Raw genomic sequence first — 14,912 nt, forward strand, 5'->3', positions numbered from 1 at the left:
TTAAATCTTATTTGTTTTCAATACTTTTGCAGGATGTGGATTTATTGGGGGTTGTTGGCGGCTGTATTCTTGGGCCTCCACAACATTACGAAGAAGATCAGTGTGCGGGAAAATGCAGTTTTTCCCGTTTTGTTTTTTACCACACTGAGTAGTTTGGGCGTTTTAGTTCCTTTGTTTATTGGTTCAGTTTGTTTTCCGGAGGTTTTGCAATCGTGGGGGATATTTATCCCTTCATTACCGTGGGAACAGCATTTTTACATTTTCATCAAGTCGGCGATCATGTGTGGTTCGTGGATCTTGGGCTATTCAGCGATGAAGCACTTGCCGATCACGATTGTGAGTCCGATTCGTTCGGCGGGACCATTCTTCACCCTTTTGGGGGCTTTGAGTATTTATGGTGAACGCCCGAATACCTGGCAGTGGTTGGGTTTTGCGCTGATCATCGGCGGGATGCTTTGGTATTCGAGAGTGGGCAAAAAGGAGGGTATCGACTTCAAAAGGGATAAGTGGATCTTTGCCATTATCGGGGCGACTTTCCTCGGCTCAGGCAGTGGATTGTACGATAAGTTTTTGGTGCATTATCAGCATTTGAATGCACAGACGGTGCAGTTTTGGTTTTGCTTTTATATCGTTGCTCTGATGGCCCTCGTATGCTTATTTTATCGATGGAAAAGCCCGGAAAAGGTTACGGGCTTCGACTGGCGATGGAGTATTTTGGCTACAGGCATTGGGATTGTTATTGCTGATTTTTGCTATTTCCGTGGCTTGGAGGATCCTTCAGCGATGATCATGCTATTGTCAGCCATTAAGCGCAGTCAGATTTTTATCAGCGTGTTTGTTGGTGGATGGATCTTCAAAGAGCGAAACAAGCGCAAGAAGATGTTGCCCTTGTTTGCAGTGCTGTTGGGTGTTGGGTTGATTTTGTATGCTTCTTGATGGTGTGGTGGATAAATTCCCGCCACGTAGGATTTGATGAACATCGGACTTTATATTATCTTTGATAAGGCTAATTTCCTCCGATCATGAAAGAAGTATATATCAATCCGTTCACCGATTTTGGTTTCAAAAAACTCTTTGGCGAAGAGCAAAACAAGGAGATGCTGATTGATTTTTTGAATCAGTTATTGCCTCCCGAAGATCAGATCCAATCGCTGACTTTTCATAAGAATGAGCATTATGCCCGAACAGATGCTGAACGAAAGGCGATTTTTGACTTGTTTTGTGAGAATGAAAAAGGGGAAAAGTTCATTATTGAGCTTCAGAGAGCAAAGCAGAAGAACTTCATGGAGCGCACAATTTACTATGCGACTTTTCCTTTGCAGGAACAAGCGGAACCTGGCAAAGAGTGGGCATTCGACCTGAAAGGGGTGTACTCGATCGGTATCCTTAATTTTGAGTTGGATACGGGACTTTTTCCAAAGGAGGATTTACTGCATACGGCGAAGCTGATGAATGTGAAGACGGGTGATGTGCTCTATGATAAACTGACCTTTATTTATTTGGAGACGCCCAAATTCACCAAGACTTTGGATCAGCTGGAAAGTCGTTTTGACAAGTGGTTGTTCTTATTAAGGAACCTTCATTTGTTGGAAAACCGCCCACAACAATTACAGGAACGTGTATTTGAAAACTTTTTTGAAATCGCTCAAATCTCAAAATTAGATAAAATGGAAGCAGATCAGTATCAGGAATCATTGAAAAGCATGCGGGATTATTATAATACGATCAAGTATAGTCGGGAGCAGGGGGAAGAAGAAGGGGTGCTTAAGGTTGCAATGAATATGTTAAAATTGGGTGTTGATATTGATATTATAGTCAAAAGCACTAATCTATCTTTTCATGAAATAGAGGAACTGAAGAACAATAATGATAAAGCGAATTGATCCGATGTGTGATTATTATAACACGATCAAGTATAGTCGGGAGCAGGGGATTGAGGAAGGAGTCGAGATTGGTGTTGAGATGGGAGTCGAGAAACATCAAATTGAAGTAGTGAAAAACATGCATGATCTTGGGTTTGGTGTTGAATTGATCGCAAAGAGTGTGAAGATTTCGGTGGAGGCTGTTCGAGAGATTTTGAAATCAAAGTAGGGACGTTGCATGCAACGTCCGTACGGATAGGTACAAAATAATAGACAGTCTAACCGTCAAAAACCAAAAAATCCCCACAGTAAGCACTGCGGGGATTTTACAAATTTTCATCATGGCGATGATTAACTAAGTATGGTAAATCGGAAGTCGAAAGCGGTAAATGCCTCTTTGACCTCTTCGATAAATTGATCGTTGTTCAGGTAGAAATTCAGGAAGTTCTCGTGGCGTTCCTGCAATCCACCATTAGGGAAGAGCTTGTCCAAAACCGCCTCAATTTGCTTGAGTCCCGTTTCATGCTTGCGCTCTTCGGATTTTTTCAATCGCTTTTCAATATTGCCGATGCTCTTGAGCGTCTTGGCTTCCTCCGCACCGATAAATCCTTGCAGACTTTGATCAATGCTTTCGGCTTGTACAGCGATTTGAGCAAATGTAGCTTTAATTGCCTCCATTTCCTTTTCGAGCGACACTTCATTTTCAGAATTTCGCTGAATATAATTGGCTTTTAATGTTTGCAGGTCTTCGAAGATGTTTTCGGTCTTTGCGCCGGTCTTTTCCCACTTGTTTTGCAGGTTTTTATTGAAGACCATTCCAAAATGGCGAGGCAACAATATCGGGAAAGGTACCTTGAAATGCTCAAACATATCCTTCAGCTGTAGCCAATAGGCCAACTCACCAGGTCCTCCACAATACGCCAAATTCGGCAAAATCCACTCTTGATACAGCGGGCGCATGGCCACATTCGGACTGAAACGCTCAGGGTTACGCTCAATAAGTCGGTCGAGCTCCTCTTTGGTCATCGTCCAATTTCTGTTCAGTACATCGTAGTCGCCATTGTCGTTGCGGACCAGTCGCTCGCGGGTGTTTTCAAAAAGATAAAAGAAATTGATCTCCCGAGGGTGAACCTGTGCTTTGTAGCCAGCATTCACCAGTCGCTCGGAAGTCGCTTCGATGATCGGAGCCGACTCATTGTCGAAAATCTCCCGACGGATAACAGGCCTGAAAAGGGCTTTCAGGTTTTTATCGTCGGCATCAATCACCACCAAACCGTCCTTGCCAAAAAGGGTATTCACATAATGCGCCACCGCTTCGGCCAAGGTTTTTTTCTGCAAATAAGCCTCCTCAAACAATGGCACCGCCTCAGGCAACTGCTCAATAATCGCCTTCAGCTCCTGCGGATTCATGCGCCCCACAGCACCCGTTTGCTCCGTTTCCCACTCGTATTTCTTTCCGAACAAATGGAAATAGGCAATCTCGGCAAAATCATGATCCTCCGACGCCATCCAATACACCGGCACAAAGGTACAGTCCGGATAAGCCTCCTTCAATGCCTTGCAGGTATTAATCACCGATACAATCTTAAAAATAAAATATAGCGGCCCAGTGAAGATGTTCAGTTGATGTCCCGTGGTTACTGTGAAAGTCTTGCGGTCTTTCATCAACAGGCGGATGTTCTCCTTTGTCTCCGGAAAACGTTCCAATTTAGCGTACTGATTTCTCAACACCTGCGACATGATCATGCGATGAGCAGGCACATAAGCTTTGGACTTTTCCTCGATCTGAGCTTTAAAGTTCTCAATGTTCGGAAAACGATGATAGAAAGGCTTGAGTGCCTCGTGCTGATCGAGGTAATCCATGAATATCGAAGAAAAACGGTGCGTATCTTTCAGTGCAATCTTGGTTGTCGTCATACTGCTAAATTATGCTTTATATCTTTAGGGCAAATATGGGCATATTGTTTTAGGAATGAAATAGAGGGAGTGGGTTTTGGGAGGGAGTGGAGGTCGGGTGGGGTACATTTGGGAGGGTTTGAATGTTGGTGGAGCTTCTCTTTTATAGGACTTTAAGTTTAATTATTTGATAATATCAAGCTATCTTGTCGAGGTCAGATTTATTCAACCGAATTTTTTACAGAGCAATGAGTATTCTTATGCGTGTTTACATTTTTATTCTATTGTCGTTATGCGTTACTTCTTGTTCATATAGGGGTTTAGAGTACGATAAATGGCGAGCAAGTTTGCCTGAGGTAGTACAAGATGTTTACCCTGAACTATTGGATTCAAGAGGTTATTCTAGGGGGACAAACTACTTTCCCGACAGCCCTTATAAGCCCAAAACGAAATATAGATATACTTACTGGGAGGTTACTTTCCCGCAAGTAAATGATGAAGAGTTTTATCGTTTGAAAAAGGATTTTAAACTCAAAGCTAAATCAATAAAGAAACCTACTGATGGGATTTTTTGTCCTTTTGGATTTTATGATTCTTCAAGTACAATTGAGTTTAAGCCGTGGGACAGATATGTTGATAAATTTGTGACTGATTATGAAAATACGGACGAGCTACCTATTCCTAAGGCAGTAGACATGTATCGCGAAAGGGCAGGTACAAAAAATGGCTACCCAGAATCGTCAACCATTTATGTTATTGATGCTAAGCCAGGGAAATATATGCGAGAGGAAGATCTACAGGATGGAGATTTTATGCCTGATGGTTGGAAGCATGGATTTAGCAAAGGAGCTATATTCAATGATGCTGATCGAGAAATTACCTTTTATGGTATGATTTGGTAGTTTAAATTGAAAAGAAAAGTCATCAACTGACTAACATTACCTCTTATTTTTTCACCTACTCCAAGGCATCATCCTTCGGAGAATATTTTTAGAGCACTAACGATATGAACAAAAAAATATGCTTCATCACAGGGGCGAATTCGGGTATAGGAAAGGCGACTGCTGTTCAGTTGGCTGAGCGTGGTTATGTAGTTTTGATTGGGGCAAGGAACGAAAGCCGAGGATTGCAAGCGGTCGCTGATGTGAAGGAAATGTCTAGTTCGGAGACGGTCGAGTTGGTTCAGATTGATTTGTCTTTGAAGGCTTCGATCAGCCATGCAGTCAAGGAGATCAAGAGTAAGTTCGATCATTTGGATGTGTTGATTCATAATGCGGCTGATTTTGATGTTTCTCGAAAAGCGCCTGTTTTGACGGCTGAAGGTGTAGAGTCGATTTGGGCGACAAATCATATTGGACCTGTATTGCTGACTAATGGACTGTTGGATTTGCTTAAAAACAGCAAGCAAGGGCGTATCATTATGGTGGCATCACAGGGGCTGATGTTACATCCGAGGATGAAGGTTGATTTGAATGATCCCGAATATCAGCATCGAAAATTCAGCGTAGCAAAGGCTTATTATCAGTCCAAACTGGCGCAGGTGATGTATACTTATTGGTTGGCGAAAAAGCTGTCGGATACGGCGGTAACGGTGAACTGTATTCGGGTAACAAATGTAAAAATTGACCTGAACAGATACCCCGATTTATCGGCACTGATGAAGTTTCTTTATTCCATAAAAAGTAAATTCTCGATCTCTCCCGAGCAAATGGCGGAGACTTACACTTACCTTGCCGATGATCCCGCAGTAAGCAAGACCACTGGGAAATATTTCAATGAGAAAAATGAGATGGTGGATTCTTCAGCTTACAGTAAGGAGGAAAAGCACTGGGAGGAGTTGATGGAATTGACGAAAGGGTATGTTGCGGAAGGGTTTTCGGTAAAGCCATCACGAGAGGGACTCTCGCGATAGCTTGTATAGCCTTTTGATTATTTCCACTCAAATATGATTTCTACTGACGTAGGGACGTTGCATGCAACGTCCGTACCGTGAGGTACAAAATATTCAACAGACTACGCTTGAACTAAAAGAAGAAAAGCCAATGTCCTTCCCGAACATTGGCTTTTTTAATATATCAAAAACGGATTCCTTAAACCGGCTTACCGAACAAATCAAATTCTGAGGCGTCTTCGATTTCGATATTGGCGAAATCACCCAAACGCAACAAATGCTTGTCCGCAGGGATCAACACTTCATTGTCTACTTCTGGAGAGTCGAATTCTGTACGTCCGATCCAGTAACCACCTTCTTTGCGGTCGATCATGGTTTTGAAAGTACGTCCAACTTTGGCTTGATTCAACTCGAAAGAAATACCTTCCTGCAATTGCATCACCTCGTCGGCACGGCGTTGTTTTTCTTCCTGAGAAAGTAAATCTTCCATTCCGAAGGCATGGGTGTTGTCTTCGTGAGAGTAGGTGAAAATTCCCAAACGCTCAAAACGCATTTTCTCAACAAAACGCAACATTTCCTGATGGTCGGCTTCGGTTTCTCCAGGGTGTCCAGCGATCATGGTGGTACGGATAGCGATATCTGGCACACGCTCACGGATGTCGGTGATCAGGCGCTCCGTTTTCTCGCGGTCAATACCACGACGCATTGCTTTCAGGACATTTGAAGAACCGTGCTGAAGTGGAATATCCAGATAATTACAGATATTATCACGCTCAGCCATTACGTCGATTACGTCCATTGGGAAACCTGCAGGGTAGGCATAATGAAGGCGAATCCAATCGATGCCATTGACATCCGACAGGCGTTTCAGTAAATCTGAAAGGTTACGTTTTTTATAAATATCCAGGCCGTAATACGTCAGGTCCTGGGCAATCAATAACAATTCTTTGGTGCCGTTTTTGGCCAGATTTTCCGCTTCAGTAACCAGCTTTTCAATGGGCTGCGAGACGTGTTTTCCACGGATCAATGGGATGGCACAGAAAGAACATGGGCGGTCACAACCTTCAGCAATTTTCAAATAAGAATAATGATTTGAAGTCGTGGTGATACGGTCGCCTAATAGGTCAGACTTGTAATCCGCCTTGAAGCGTTGCAAAAGTGCAGGCACTTCGTTGGTTCCGAAGAAGGCATCCACCTGTGGGATTTCCGCAGTAAGTTCTTCTTTATAGCGCTGAGACAGGCAACCTGTCACAAAAAGCTTATCGATATTACCTGCTTCTTTCTCTTCTCCAAAACGAAGGATCATATCGATGGACTCCTGTTTGGCATTGGCGATGAATCCGCAAGTATTGATAATCACGATGTTAGCGTCGTTTTTCTGCGACTCATGCTCCACATCAATATCGTTTCCTTTTAGTTGGGTGATCATCACTTCGGTATCGACCAAGTTTTTGGAGCAACCCAAAGTGATCACGTTTACCTTATCTTTTTTTAGACCTTTGGCTTTCAAATTATTATCGTATTTATTTGACTTGCAAAGGTAAACAAAGTCCTTGGGATCAAAAAAGATGTCTATGATTAAGTTCAAAAGCTAATGGAATAATGAAACAATTCATCAAATAATCAACGGTATGGTGGAATTTCAAGCCCAAAGGTTGAACGAAGGCGGTGGTTGAAGAACCCAAACAATTTTATTGGGGTTGATCTAAGAGTGAATCAAGCAAATAACAACATCATGACCTACCTGAAATCTATTGCCAAACATGCCATGGACGCCCGCTTCTTCTGGAAGTCTGTACCCAAACGCCTATTATTTGAGCATGTACCCAAGTGTGGTGGAACAACGGTGGTAAAGTACCTGAGTGATCAGTACCCTTTCAGTAAGACATACCAACTGGATAATCACCAGCCGATGGTCTCTATTCAGCGCTTCAAAAATATGCCCCAGAAGGAACGTTACAGTTATCATTTTGTGGTCGGGCATATGGCACATTTACTGAAAGATGATGTTCATCCTGAAATGCTCAAGGCGACAATATTGCGTGACCCGATCGATCGGATGGTTTCCCATTATTACTATGTGTTGCGTCGGCCGACCCATTATTTATATGAACAGGTGAAAAGGGAGGGCGTGAGCCTGAAGGATTATGTTACCCTTGAACTGAGTCGGGAATTGCGTAATAATTATGTGCATAGGTTCAGTCAGATTGAAGAAAAACAAATGCTATCGCATCCGAGGGAAGCCCTGGAAAAGGCGATTGAAGTACTGACGGAGGAATATCAGTTTGTAGGCTTTTTGGAATCGCTGGAGGCAGATTTACTGCGCCTGAAGCACCTGATGGGCTTTTCGGAAAGTTATGTTCCCATGAAGGCGAACGCTACCGCAGGCAGAAAGAAGGTGGAGGAGCTTGATCCGCAGACCCTCAAAGAGGTGGAGGCGATGAACTTGCTGGATGTTGCTTTATATCAGAAAATCTGCGATCAGCGGGTGATTGGCGGATAGGCTTTGGGTTCAAGTGCAGCGCTTGACTTGAAAGGTATGATAAGCTATCACGAGAGGGATTCTCGCGATAGCATTATTATGGACCATGACTACCTTGATTTAAAGGATTACCATGATTTTTTATTTTAAATATTGATTTGTGAGTAACATCTGTATTGACCTCATCAAAAAAATCTGTGGACAAATTAATATCCTCTTAAATTATTTATTCGGTGCTTAAAGGTTAGACATACTCTGTTACATGCTTCACCTTTACAAAACCCGTCGGAGCCTGATCGGTGGTGATGCGCAAGCGGATGCCATCGGCTTCAATCTCATATTGATCAGTAGGACCTAAAAACTGCGAACTGACCACTTCCACAGGGATACCCTCTTGACTCCATTGCAGGTCTTCAAAGCGGATGCAGCACGCCTGCCCATCATTGATGTCGAGCTTTTGTGCATCCTGGGCAGAGAGTAAATTGGCATTTCCGAAAAACCGTGCAACATACGGGCAGTTGGGCTGTCGGTAAAGTTCCTCAGCACTTCCAGACTGAATGATTTTCCCATCACGCATCACAGCGATTCTATCAGAAAGGCGGAGGGCTTCTTCCATCCAGTGGGTTACCATAATGGCCGTAATATTCGCCTTTCGGAGCATTACTTTCATGTCGGCAATCAGCTGAATTTTTGTGGGTGTATCGAGGTTGCTGAAGGGTTCATCCATCAGCAGAATTTCAGGTTCTTTGGCCAAAGCCTGCGCAATAGCAACACGTTGTTGTTGTCCGCCAGAAAGTTCTCGTGGCAATTTTTTGTCCATTCCATTGAGCCCCACCAAATCAATCAGGTAGGTGAGTCTCTTCGCTCTTTCTTCAGGAACATAACCCCGAATATGCTCGCCAATGTTCCCTGCCACATCATAGAAAGGTTTCAGGTCAAGCCCCTGCTGAATGTAACGCACATTGGCATGTCCACGGATCAGCTTCAGCTTTACGGCTTCGGTTTCTTTGCCGTGGAAATACGTTTTTCCAAGTTCAGGGTCTTCAAATCCTCCAATAATTTTCAGCAGAGTGGTTTTTCCACAGCCACTCTCACCAACTAATGAAAGGATTTCTCCTTGAGCGACATCAAGGTTGATGCAGTCAAGGGCGGGTTTTTTTTCATTCTCGTAGGTCATAGAGACCTCTTCTACCAAAATGTGGCGCATCTGAATCAGGTTTGATTGTTCGGACAAATAAGGGGAAAAATGAAGTAGTTCGCAAATAGAGATTTTTAATATGTATATAATTAGGCGGATGAAGTGAGCGTTCCTGTCTTTTTGGAAAGGGAAGATGTAGGTGCTCAGGTGCGGTCAGATTTAGGCGCAATACTGACAGGGTGGGCAAGGAATTTATTGATAAAATCATGGTACAGGTCGTGAAAATTGAATTGATAATGTACCTTTGAAAGAATTATAAGTTTAATGAAGCATTGGCTTAACGATACGATGAATAATTGCTTTAGAAAAATAAAAAATATTCAGTGGCTTCCTGTGGTACTCATGCTGTTTGTGATCAGTGTACTGAGTGCCTGCAAGGATAATCAGGAGTGTTTTGATGAAAATAATGATTACGTTGTCGGGAATTTTTTTGCCAGGAATGAAGATGGAACATTGCAGGAACAACCCGTTGCTGTACCGATAGATTCCATGATTGCCATTACTGAAAGCGGACAACAGAAGGTTATTACACAGGATGATGAAGGAAACAGTCAACCTATTACTTTAGGTACTGAATTTCGATTGAATCTGAGTCCCCATGATCGTACGATTACTTATTATCTCGAACAGGCGGGTTTTGGCGATACTATTCAGTTTACTTACAGTGTTCTTCCGAGGTTTATTTCTGAAGCCTGTGGGGTGGGTTTCGTTTATAAAGACCTGACGATGGCCATCTCGGATCAGGGAAAGCAAGTTTTTCCTGAAGGGGAAGTGTTACAGACCGATCTGAAGAGCGGACTACCCAATATTCAGTTTGTTTTGGAGTGCCACCCAGAATACAATGATTATGTGAAGGTGGATTTTCAGAATTTGGCAGGCGAACCAGAGCTTTATCAGTTTGATTCCATTTATACCGTATTCCCTGATAATACTTATATCAATATTCTGAAGGGATTACAGCGAACAAGCGTGGACTTACCGATTGCCCTGGGGCTGACTTCGCAAGACTACTACCTGGTACGCGAAGGCATCACAAGCAAACTGAACGTACAGGTGAATGCTCGGCGATACCTGACAGGCAGCGGTTGTGGGCCAGGTGTGGTTTATACGCAGCTGAAAGTACAAGGCGCTCCAGATGCGAGCATCAACAAAATAGAAACTGTTCAAACAGAAATTTTATCTGATGATAATACGAATGTTAAAATACTTTTTAACCCTCTTACTGGTAATTAATGGCCTGTCTGCCTTTGCGCAGTATGTTGACCCTGCCACAAGGAACGACGGGATTATGGATAAGGACATCTCGCTGGATTCTGCTGATATGGCCAATATGTCTGAGCGGCCGCCCCGAGAAAAATTGGGGAAAGAATATAAATACCGTGCCGTGGAGGGGTGGTTTATTCCTTCAACATTGCGGGTAGGCGTGGATTTATGGTCTTTGGGAGAAACAGCCTTTACCAAAGGGAATTCAGACCTGAGGATTCATGCTGATACCGATATTGGGCGATGGCATTTATCTGCCGAGTTTGGCCGTCAGGTTTATACTGCTCGGCGGGATTCTATTTTTGCTGCTGATAATTCGTGGATTAAGAGCTCCCCTATTTATAATTATGAGTCCAAAGGGCAGTATATCAAGTATGGCGTGGATTTGAACTTATCGCCTCGTAGTTGGGATCGTTCAATGGTTTTCTTCGGAGTGCGTCGGGCAGATTCTTTTTACAGTGAGCGCTTCAGTTATTTGCTTACCAATGATTTTGGAGATTCAAATCAATCACTGAGCCTGTCGGGTTCGCATACAAGTTGGTATGAATTGCTGTTTGGCTACCGGGCGAATATCGGAGAAGGCTTTGGCGTTGGCTGGACTGGCGGGCTGCAATTTGGAACCTCAACAGCCGATCAGGGAACTGCTGTAGCTATGATGCCGTCATTTGCTCCGGGCTATGGTTTATTACGACGAAAATCAAGGTATTTCTTTGAGCTGAACCTTTATTATACCATTCGATTCTGGGATAAGGGTATTCCGAAAGCAAAGCCGAAATAGAAGGAGTAGAAAATGAAAAAGCCTGTATAGATCATGTATCGATACAGGCTTTTTTTATGGCTTATTTTTCGCCTTCATCAATCTTAAGTTGAAGCGCCTTAACCTCTTCAATGGTGAGGTTGGAGCTTTTTGCAACAAATTCAATATCCGCACCTAATCTTAGCATGTTTATAGCAACGGCGGTAACACCTTCTTCTCGGCCTACCTCCCTGCCTTCTTCTCTACCTTCCTCCCTGCTATACTTAATGGTATTATAGTAATCTCTCATGCTTTTGAGTGATTCTTGATATTGATGAGCTTCCATTTTGTCTAATTTTGAGATCTGAGCAATTTCAAAAAAGTTTTCAAATACACGTTCCTGCAGTTGTTGAGGACGATTTTCCAACATGTGCAGGTTCCTGAGCAAAAATAACCATTTATCAAATCGATTTTCAAGTTGATCCAAGGTTTTTGTGAATTTGGGTGTTTCCAAATAAATGAAAGTTAATTTATCGTAAAGGACTTCACCCGTTTTTACATTCATTAATTTGGCGGTATGTAAAAGATCTTCTTTTGGAAATAATGCTGAGCCCAAAATGAAGTTCAGGATGCCGATGGAATAAACCCCTTTCAGGTCAAAATCCCATTCCTTTCCTGGTTCAGCTTGTTCTTGCAAGGGAAAAGTGGCATAATAAATCGTTCGTTCCATGAAGTTTTTCTGCTTGGCGCGCTGCAGTTCAATGATAAACTTCTCTCCCTTTTCATTCTCACAAAATAAATCAAAAATGGCCTTGCGTTCAGCTTCGGTGCGTGCGTAATGCTCATTTTTATGAAACGTAAGGGTTTTGATCTGGTCTTCGGGCGGCAAAAGTTGATTCAGAAAATCAATCAACATCTCTTTGCTTTGCTCTTCACCAAAAAGTTTTTTGAAACCAAAATCAGTAAATGGATTTATATATACTTCCTTCATTCGCTAAGGGCTTAGTATTTAACCTAATATAATCTAAATCTTTCCGACCTACAAATGAATGTTAAGCCAACCCAAAGATGCAAGGGCGTGCCCCTGCACCTGCGATCATCACTTTACCCACTTCAGGCAGACTGGCGTAGGGATTTCGAACACCTCCGAAGAAACCTTGAGCCCATTTTCCCCCAACTGAACCACAGTTACATTGCTGCTGTCCTGATTGGCGATCAAAAGGAATTTCCCATCAGGGGATAAAAGCATGTCCCGAGGGGTTGTGCCCTGTGCAGAAATATATCCCTTTTTAGTTAGTAAGCCACTTACCGGGTCAATGCTGAATACAGCGACATCATTATGCGGAATGCGATTGGAGGCATATAAATGTTTGCCATCAGCACTGATGATGATCGCCCCGCCTGTGGCAGGAAGCGACGGATCTTTGCGTGTTTCGGCTAATTGCATGATTTGATCATTGCCATCCAAGACAGCCACTTTACCGCTTAATTCTGTGATTACATATTTATAATCGGAAACAGGGCTAAATGCCATATGCCGAGGGCCACTGCCTGCAGGCAATTGAATGACCTTCGGTTCGCTTAGTTGCTCCCCTTCGATTTTATATTTATACAAAGCATCTGTTCCCAAATCGACAGCGTAAAGATTCCCTGTCTTGGGATTGAAGGTGGACATATGCGCATGAGGCCCTTCTTGTCGGTTGGTGTCGGGACCTACGCCTTCGTGTCGATCCGTATTGACTTTTCCTGAGAAATGACCTTCTTTATCCAAAGCCAAAACGGCAATATTTCCTGTGCCATAATTCGCCACGGCTACATTTTTCCCGTCAGGCGCAACTTCAACATAACAAGGGTAAGCCCCATACGTACCATTTTTACTGATTTCTTTCAATGATTTTTTTGCTACATCAAAAGCATAAGCAACGAACGGCGCACCTTTGTCGGTGGTGTTTTCAGGTACCTCGCTGCAGGCGTAAAGCACTTTTCCGTTGGGGTGGATATTCAGGTAGGAGGGATTGGTAATTCCTTTGGCAGTGAATTGGTGACTCAGTTGCCCGTTTTCGGAATTAAAATCATACAAATACAGTCCTTCAGCTTTGCCGTCTACATGCCCCTCTTTTTGGGTGTAAGTACCAATGGCTAAGGTGAAATGTGCTGTTGTTTTGGTGTCGTCATTCATATTTTCTACCTCTTTAGTTTCGTTTGTGCAGGCCAAAGCTCCGAGGAACATTGCTGTGAATAAAAGTCGGTGGATGTTGTGGTATATCATTAGTGTGAGTAATTGGGTAAGTGTCGTTCATGATACCCGTGTGCAGGGCTCTAAAAACGGGAAGTTAGCAGGATTTGCTTCTTTAAGGAAAAAAGAGGAGAAATTTTATTGTCAATATCGCCGAATGGAACACCATGCAGGCTGCAGTTGCCACAGAATTAGATTGTTTGAATTATTGGCACTTGCTTTGCAAAATATCTATTATCTTTGTAAAGGTGAGCGATTGCTCGTCGGCAAAACAGAATGTTAGATGATGGATAAGGTTTCTGAAAAGCAGGACATAAGAAGACTGAGCCTGGCGCAGTTGAAAGAAAAATTCACGGAAATGGGCGAGAAGGCGTTCCGTGCGAAGCAAGTTTATGAATGGTTGTGGAAAAAGTCTGCAACAAGCTTCGAAGAGATGACAAATTTGAGCAAATCACTTCGTGAGAACCTGAATGCTAATTTTGTAATTAACAGTATTGCTGTCGATGAGGCACAAATCTCGGCAGACCGCACGATAAAATCGGCTTTTCAGCTATACGATCGACATTTGGTGGAGGGCGTGCTGATCCCTGCCGATGATCGAATGACCGCCTGTGTGTCATCACAAGTAGGGTGTTCGCTCTCGTGTTCGTTTTGTGCAACAGGGTATATGGATCGTAAGCGAAACCTTGACGCGGGTGAGATTTACGATCAGGTGGTAACCATTGCCAAACAGGCGGAGGAGAATTACGGGCAGCCATTGACCAACATTGTGTATATGGGCATGGGGGAACCGTTGCTGAATTATAAAAACGTGTGGGAGTCGATAGAGAAAATCACTTCTGAAGAAGGTTTGAATATGTCGCCTCGCCGTATCACGGTATCAACCGCTGGTGTTGCTAAAATGATCACCAAGCTTGCCGACGACGGTGCTAAGTTCCGTTTGGCGCTCTCTTTGCATGCGCCAACTGATGAAAAGCGAAATCGTATTATGCCGATCAATGAAACCAATAATTTGGCAGTATTGATCGATGCCATGAAATACTGGTATAAGGTTACTAAAAGCAGAATCACTTTTGAGTACATTGTTTTCAATGACTTCAATGATACTATAGAAGATGCGCGGAACTTGCTGAAAATTTGCCGTAAAGTACCGAGCAAAGTGAATATCATCGAGTATAACCCAATTAAAGAGGCTGACTTTATTAATGCCGATGGGGATAAGATTGACAAGTTTGCCAACTTTCTGGAGAAAAATGATATTACTGTAATGGTTCGCCGAAGCCGAGGAAAAGATATAGATGCTGCCTGTGGGCAATTAGCGAATAGAAAAAATTAAAATCATCGCTCC

Annotated in this window: 14 protein-coding genes; 9 read left to right on the top strand and 5 right to left on the bottom strand. The window is 43.1% G+C overall.

The genetic code is table 11. The annotated features are described in order from the left end of the window. The first annotated feature begins 33 nt into the window (after nucleotides 1-33). The 3 genes from AABK40_RS02615 to AABK40_RS02625 all read left to right on the top strand — a co-directional run bounded on the left by AABK40_RS02615 (nucleotide 34) and on the right by AABK40_RS02625 (nucleotide 2,091). A complete protein-coding gene (locus AABK40_RS02615; RefSeq protein ID WP_338397562.1) occupies nucleotides 34-936 on the top strand; it encodes an EamA family transporter in 903 nt (300 codons plus the stop codon). An 86-nt stretch (nucleotides 937-1,022) separates the two neighbouring features. Further along, nucleotides 1,023-1,883 (top strand): Rpn family recombination-promoting nuclease/putative transposase, encoded by an 861-nt coding sequence (locus AABK40_RS02620; protein ID WP_338397563.1) that lies wholly within the window; start codon nucleotides 1,023-1,025, stop codon nucleotides 1,881-1,883. Further along, nucleotides 1,867-2,091 carry a hypothetical protein gene (locus AABK40_RS02625; RefSeq protein WP_338397564.1) on the top strand — a complete coding sequence of 75 codons (225 nt, stop codon included), beginning with the start codon at nucleotides 1,867-1,869 and terminating at the stop codon, nucleotides 2,089-2,091. Before AABK40_RS02620 ends, AABK40_RS02625 begins: the two co-directional genes overlap by 17 nt. Before the next feature lie 122 nt (nucleotides 2,092-2,213). Here the strand turns inward: AABK40_RS02625 and bshC are convergent, their stop codons facing one another. Then, a complete protein-coding gene (gene bshC, locus AABK40_RS02630; RefSeq protein WP_338397565.1) occupies nucleotides 2,214-3,779 on the bottom strand; it encodes a bacillithiol biosynthesis cysteine-adding enzyme BshC in 1,566 nt (521 codons plus the stop codon). A 326-nt stretch (nucleotides 3,780-4,105) separates the two neighbouring features. On the opposite strand from bshC, the gene AABK40_RS02635 reads away from it, so the two are divergent. Together AABK40_RS02635 and AABK40_RS02640 are read left to right on the top strand one after the other, a co-directional pair. Beyond that, nucleotides 4,106-4,660, top strand: a complete 555-nt coding sequence (locus AABK40_RS02635) for a hypothetical protein (protein ID WP_338397566.1) — start codon at nucleotides 4,106-4,108, stop codon at nucleotides 4,658-4,660. A gap of 104 nt (nucleotides 4,661-4,764) precedes the next feature. Beyond that, nucleotides 4,765-5,670: an SDR family NAD(P)-dependent oxidoreductase gene (locus tag AABK40_RS02640; protein ID WP_338397567.1), complete on the top strand. Its 906-nt coding sequence runs from the start codon at nucleotides 4,765-4,767 to the stop codon at nucleotides 5,668-5,670. A 178-nt stretch (nucleotides 5,671-5,848) separates the two neighbouring features. Here the strand turns inward: AABK40_RS02640 and rimO are convergent, their stop codons facing one another. Next, on the bottom strand, nucleotides 5,849-7,159 hold the full coding sequence (gene rimO / locus AABK40_RS02645; protein ID WP_332920875.1) for a 30S ribosomal protein S12 methylthiotransferase RimO: 1,311 nt from the start codon (nucleotides 7,157-7,159) through the stop codon (nucleotides 5,849-5,851). A 225-nt stretch (nucleotides 7,160-7,384) separates the two neighbouring features. Here rimO and AABK40_RS02650 point away from each other — a divergent pair, with 225 nt between their 5' ends. After that, the gene (locus AABK40_RS02650; protein WP_332920804.1) at nucleotides 7,385-8,152 is read left to right on the top strand and encodes a sulfotransferase family 2 domain-containing protein; all 768 of its coding nucleotides are present in this window, start codon (nucleotides 7,385-7,387) and stop codon (nucleotides 8,150-8,152) included. Nucleotides 8,153-8,375: 223 nt separating this feature from the next. Here the strand turns inward: AABK40_RS02650 and AABK40_RS02655 are convergent, their stop codons facing one another. After that, complete coding sequence (locus AABK40_RS02655) at nucleotides 8,376-9,338, bottom strand: ABC transporter ATP-binding protein (RefSeq protein WP_338397568.1); 963 nt, start codon at nucleotides 9,336-9,338, stop codon at nucleotides 8,376-8,378. A 255-nt stretch (nucleotides 9,339-9,593) separates the two neighbouring features. Between AABK40_RS02655 and AABK40_RS02660 the strand changes: the two genes are divergently transcribed. Both AABK40_RS02660 and AABK40_RS02665 read left to right on the top strand, forming a co-directional pair. Beyond that, nucleotides 9,594-10,562, top strand: a complete 969-nt coding sequence (locus tag AABK40_RS02660; protein ID WP_338397569.1) for a DUF6452 family protein — start codon at nucleotides 9,594-9,596, stop codon at nucleotides 10,560-10,562. Beyond that, nucleotides 10,525-11,370: a DUF6048 family protein gene (locus AABK40_RS02665; protein ID WP_338397570.1), complete on the top strand. Its 846-nt coding sequence runs from the start codon at nucleotides 10,525-10,527 to the stop codon at nucleotides 11,368-11,370. The genes AABK40_RS02660 and AABK40_RS02665 overlap by 38 nt, the downstream gene beginning before the upstream one ends. 61 nt (nucleotides 11,371-11,431) lie before the next feature. On the opposite strand, the gene AABK40_RS02670 is transcribed toward AABK40_RS02665, so the two are convergent. Both AABK40_RS02670 and AABK40_RS02675 read right to left on the bottom strand, forming a co-directional pair. Continuing rightward, a complete protein-coding gene (locus AABK40_RS02670) occupies nucleotides 11,432-12,319 on the bottom strand; it encodes an Rpn family recombination-promoting nuclease/putative transposase (RefSeq protein WP_338397571.1) in 888 nt (295 codons plus the stop codon). Between the two features lie 108 nt (nucleotides 12,320-12,427). Then, complete coding sequence (locus AABK40_RS02675; RefSeq protein ID WP_338397572.1) at nucleotides 12,428-13,597, bottom strand: lactonase family protein; 1,170 nt, start codon at nucleotides 13,595-13,597, stop codon at nucleotides 12,428-12,430. Nucleotides 13,598-13,847: 250 nt separating this feature from the next. Here AABK40_RS02675 and rlmN point away from each other — a divergent pair, with 250 nt between their 5' ends. Then, complete coding sequence (gene rlmN, locus AABK40_RS02680) at nucleotides 13,848-14,900, top strand: dual-specificity RNA methyltransferase RlmN (RefSeq protein WP_421953295.1); 1,053 nt, start codon at nucleotides 13,848-13,850, stop codon at nucleotides 14,898-14,900. Nucleotides 14,901-14,912: the final 12 nt, after the last annotated feature.

This window comes from Persicobacter psychrovividus (assembly GCF_036492425.1).
Lineage (GTDB): Bacteria > Bacteroidota > Bacteroidia > Cytophagales > Cyclobacteriaceae > Persicobacter > Persicobacter psychrovividus.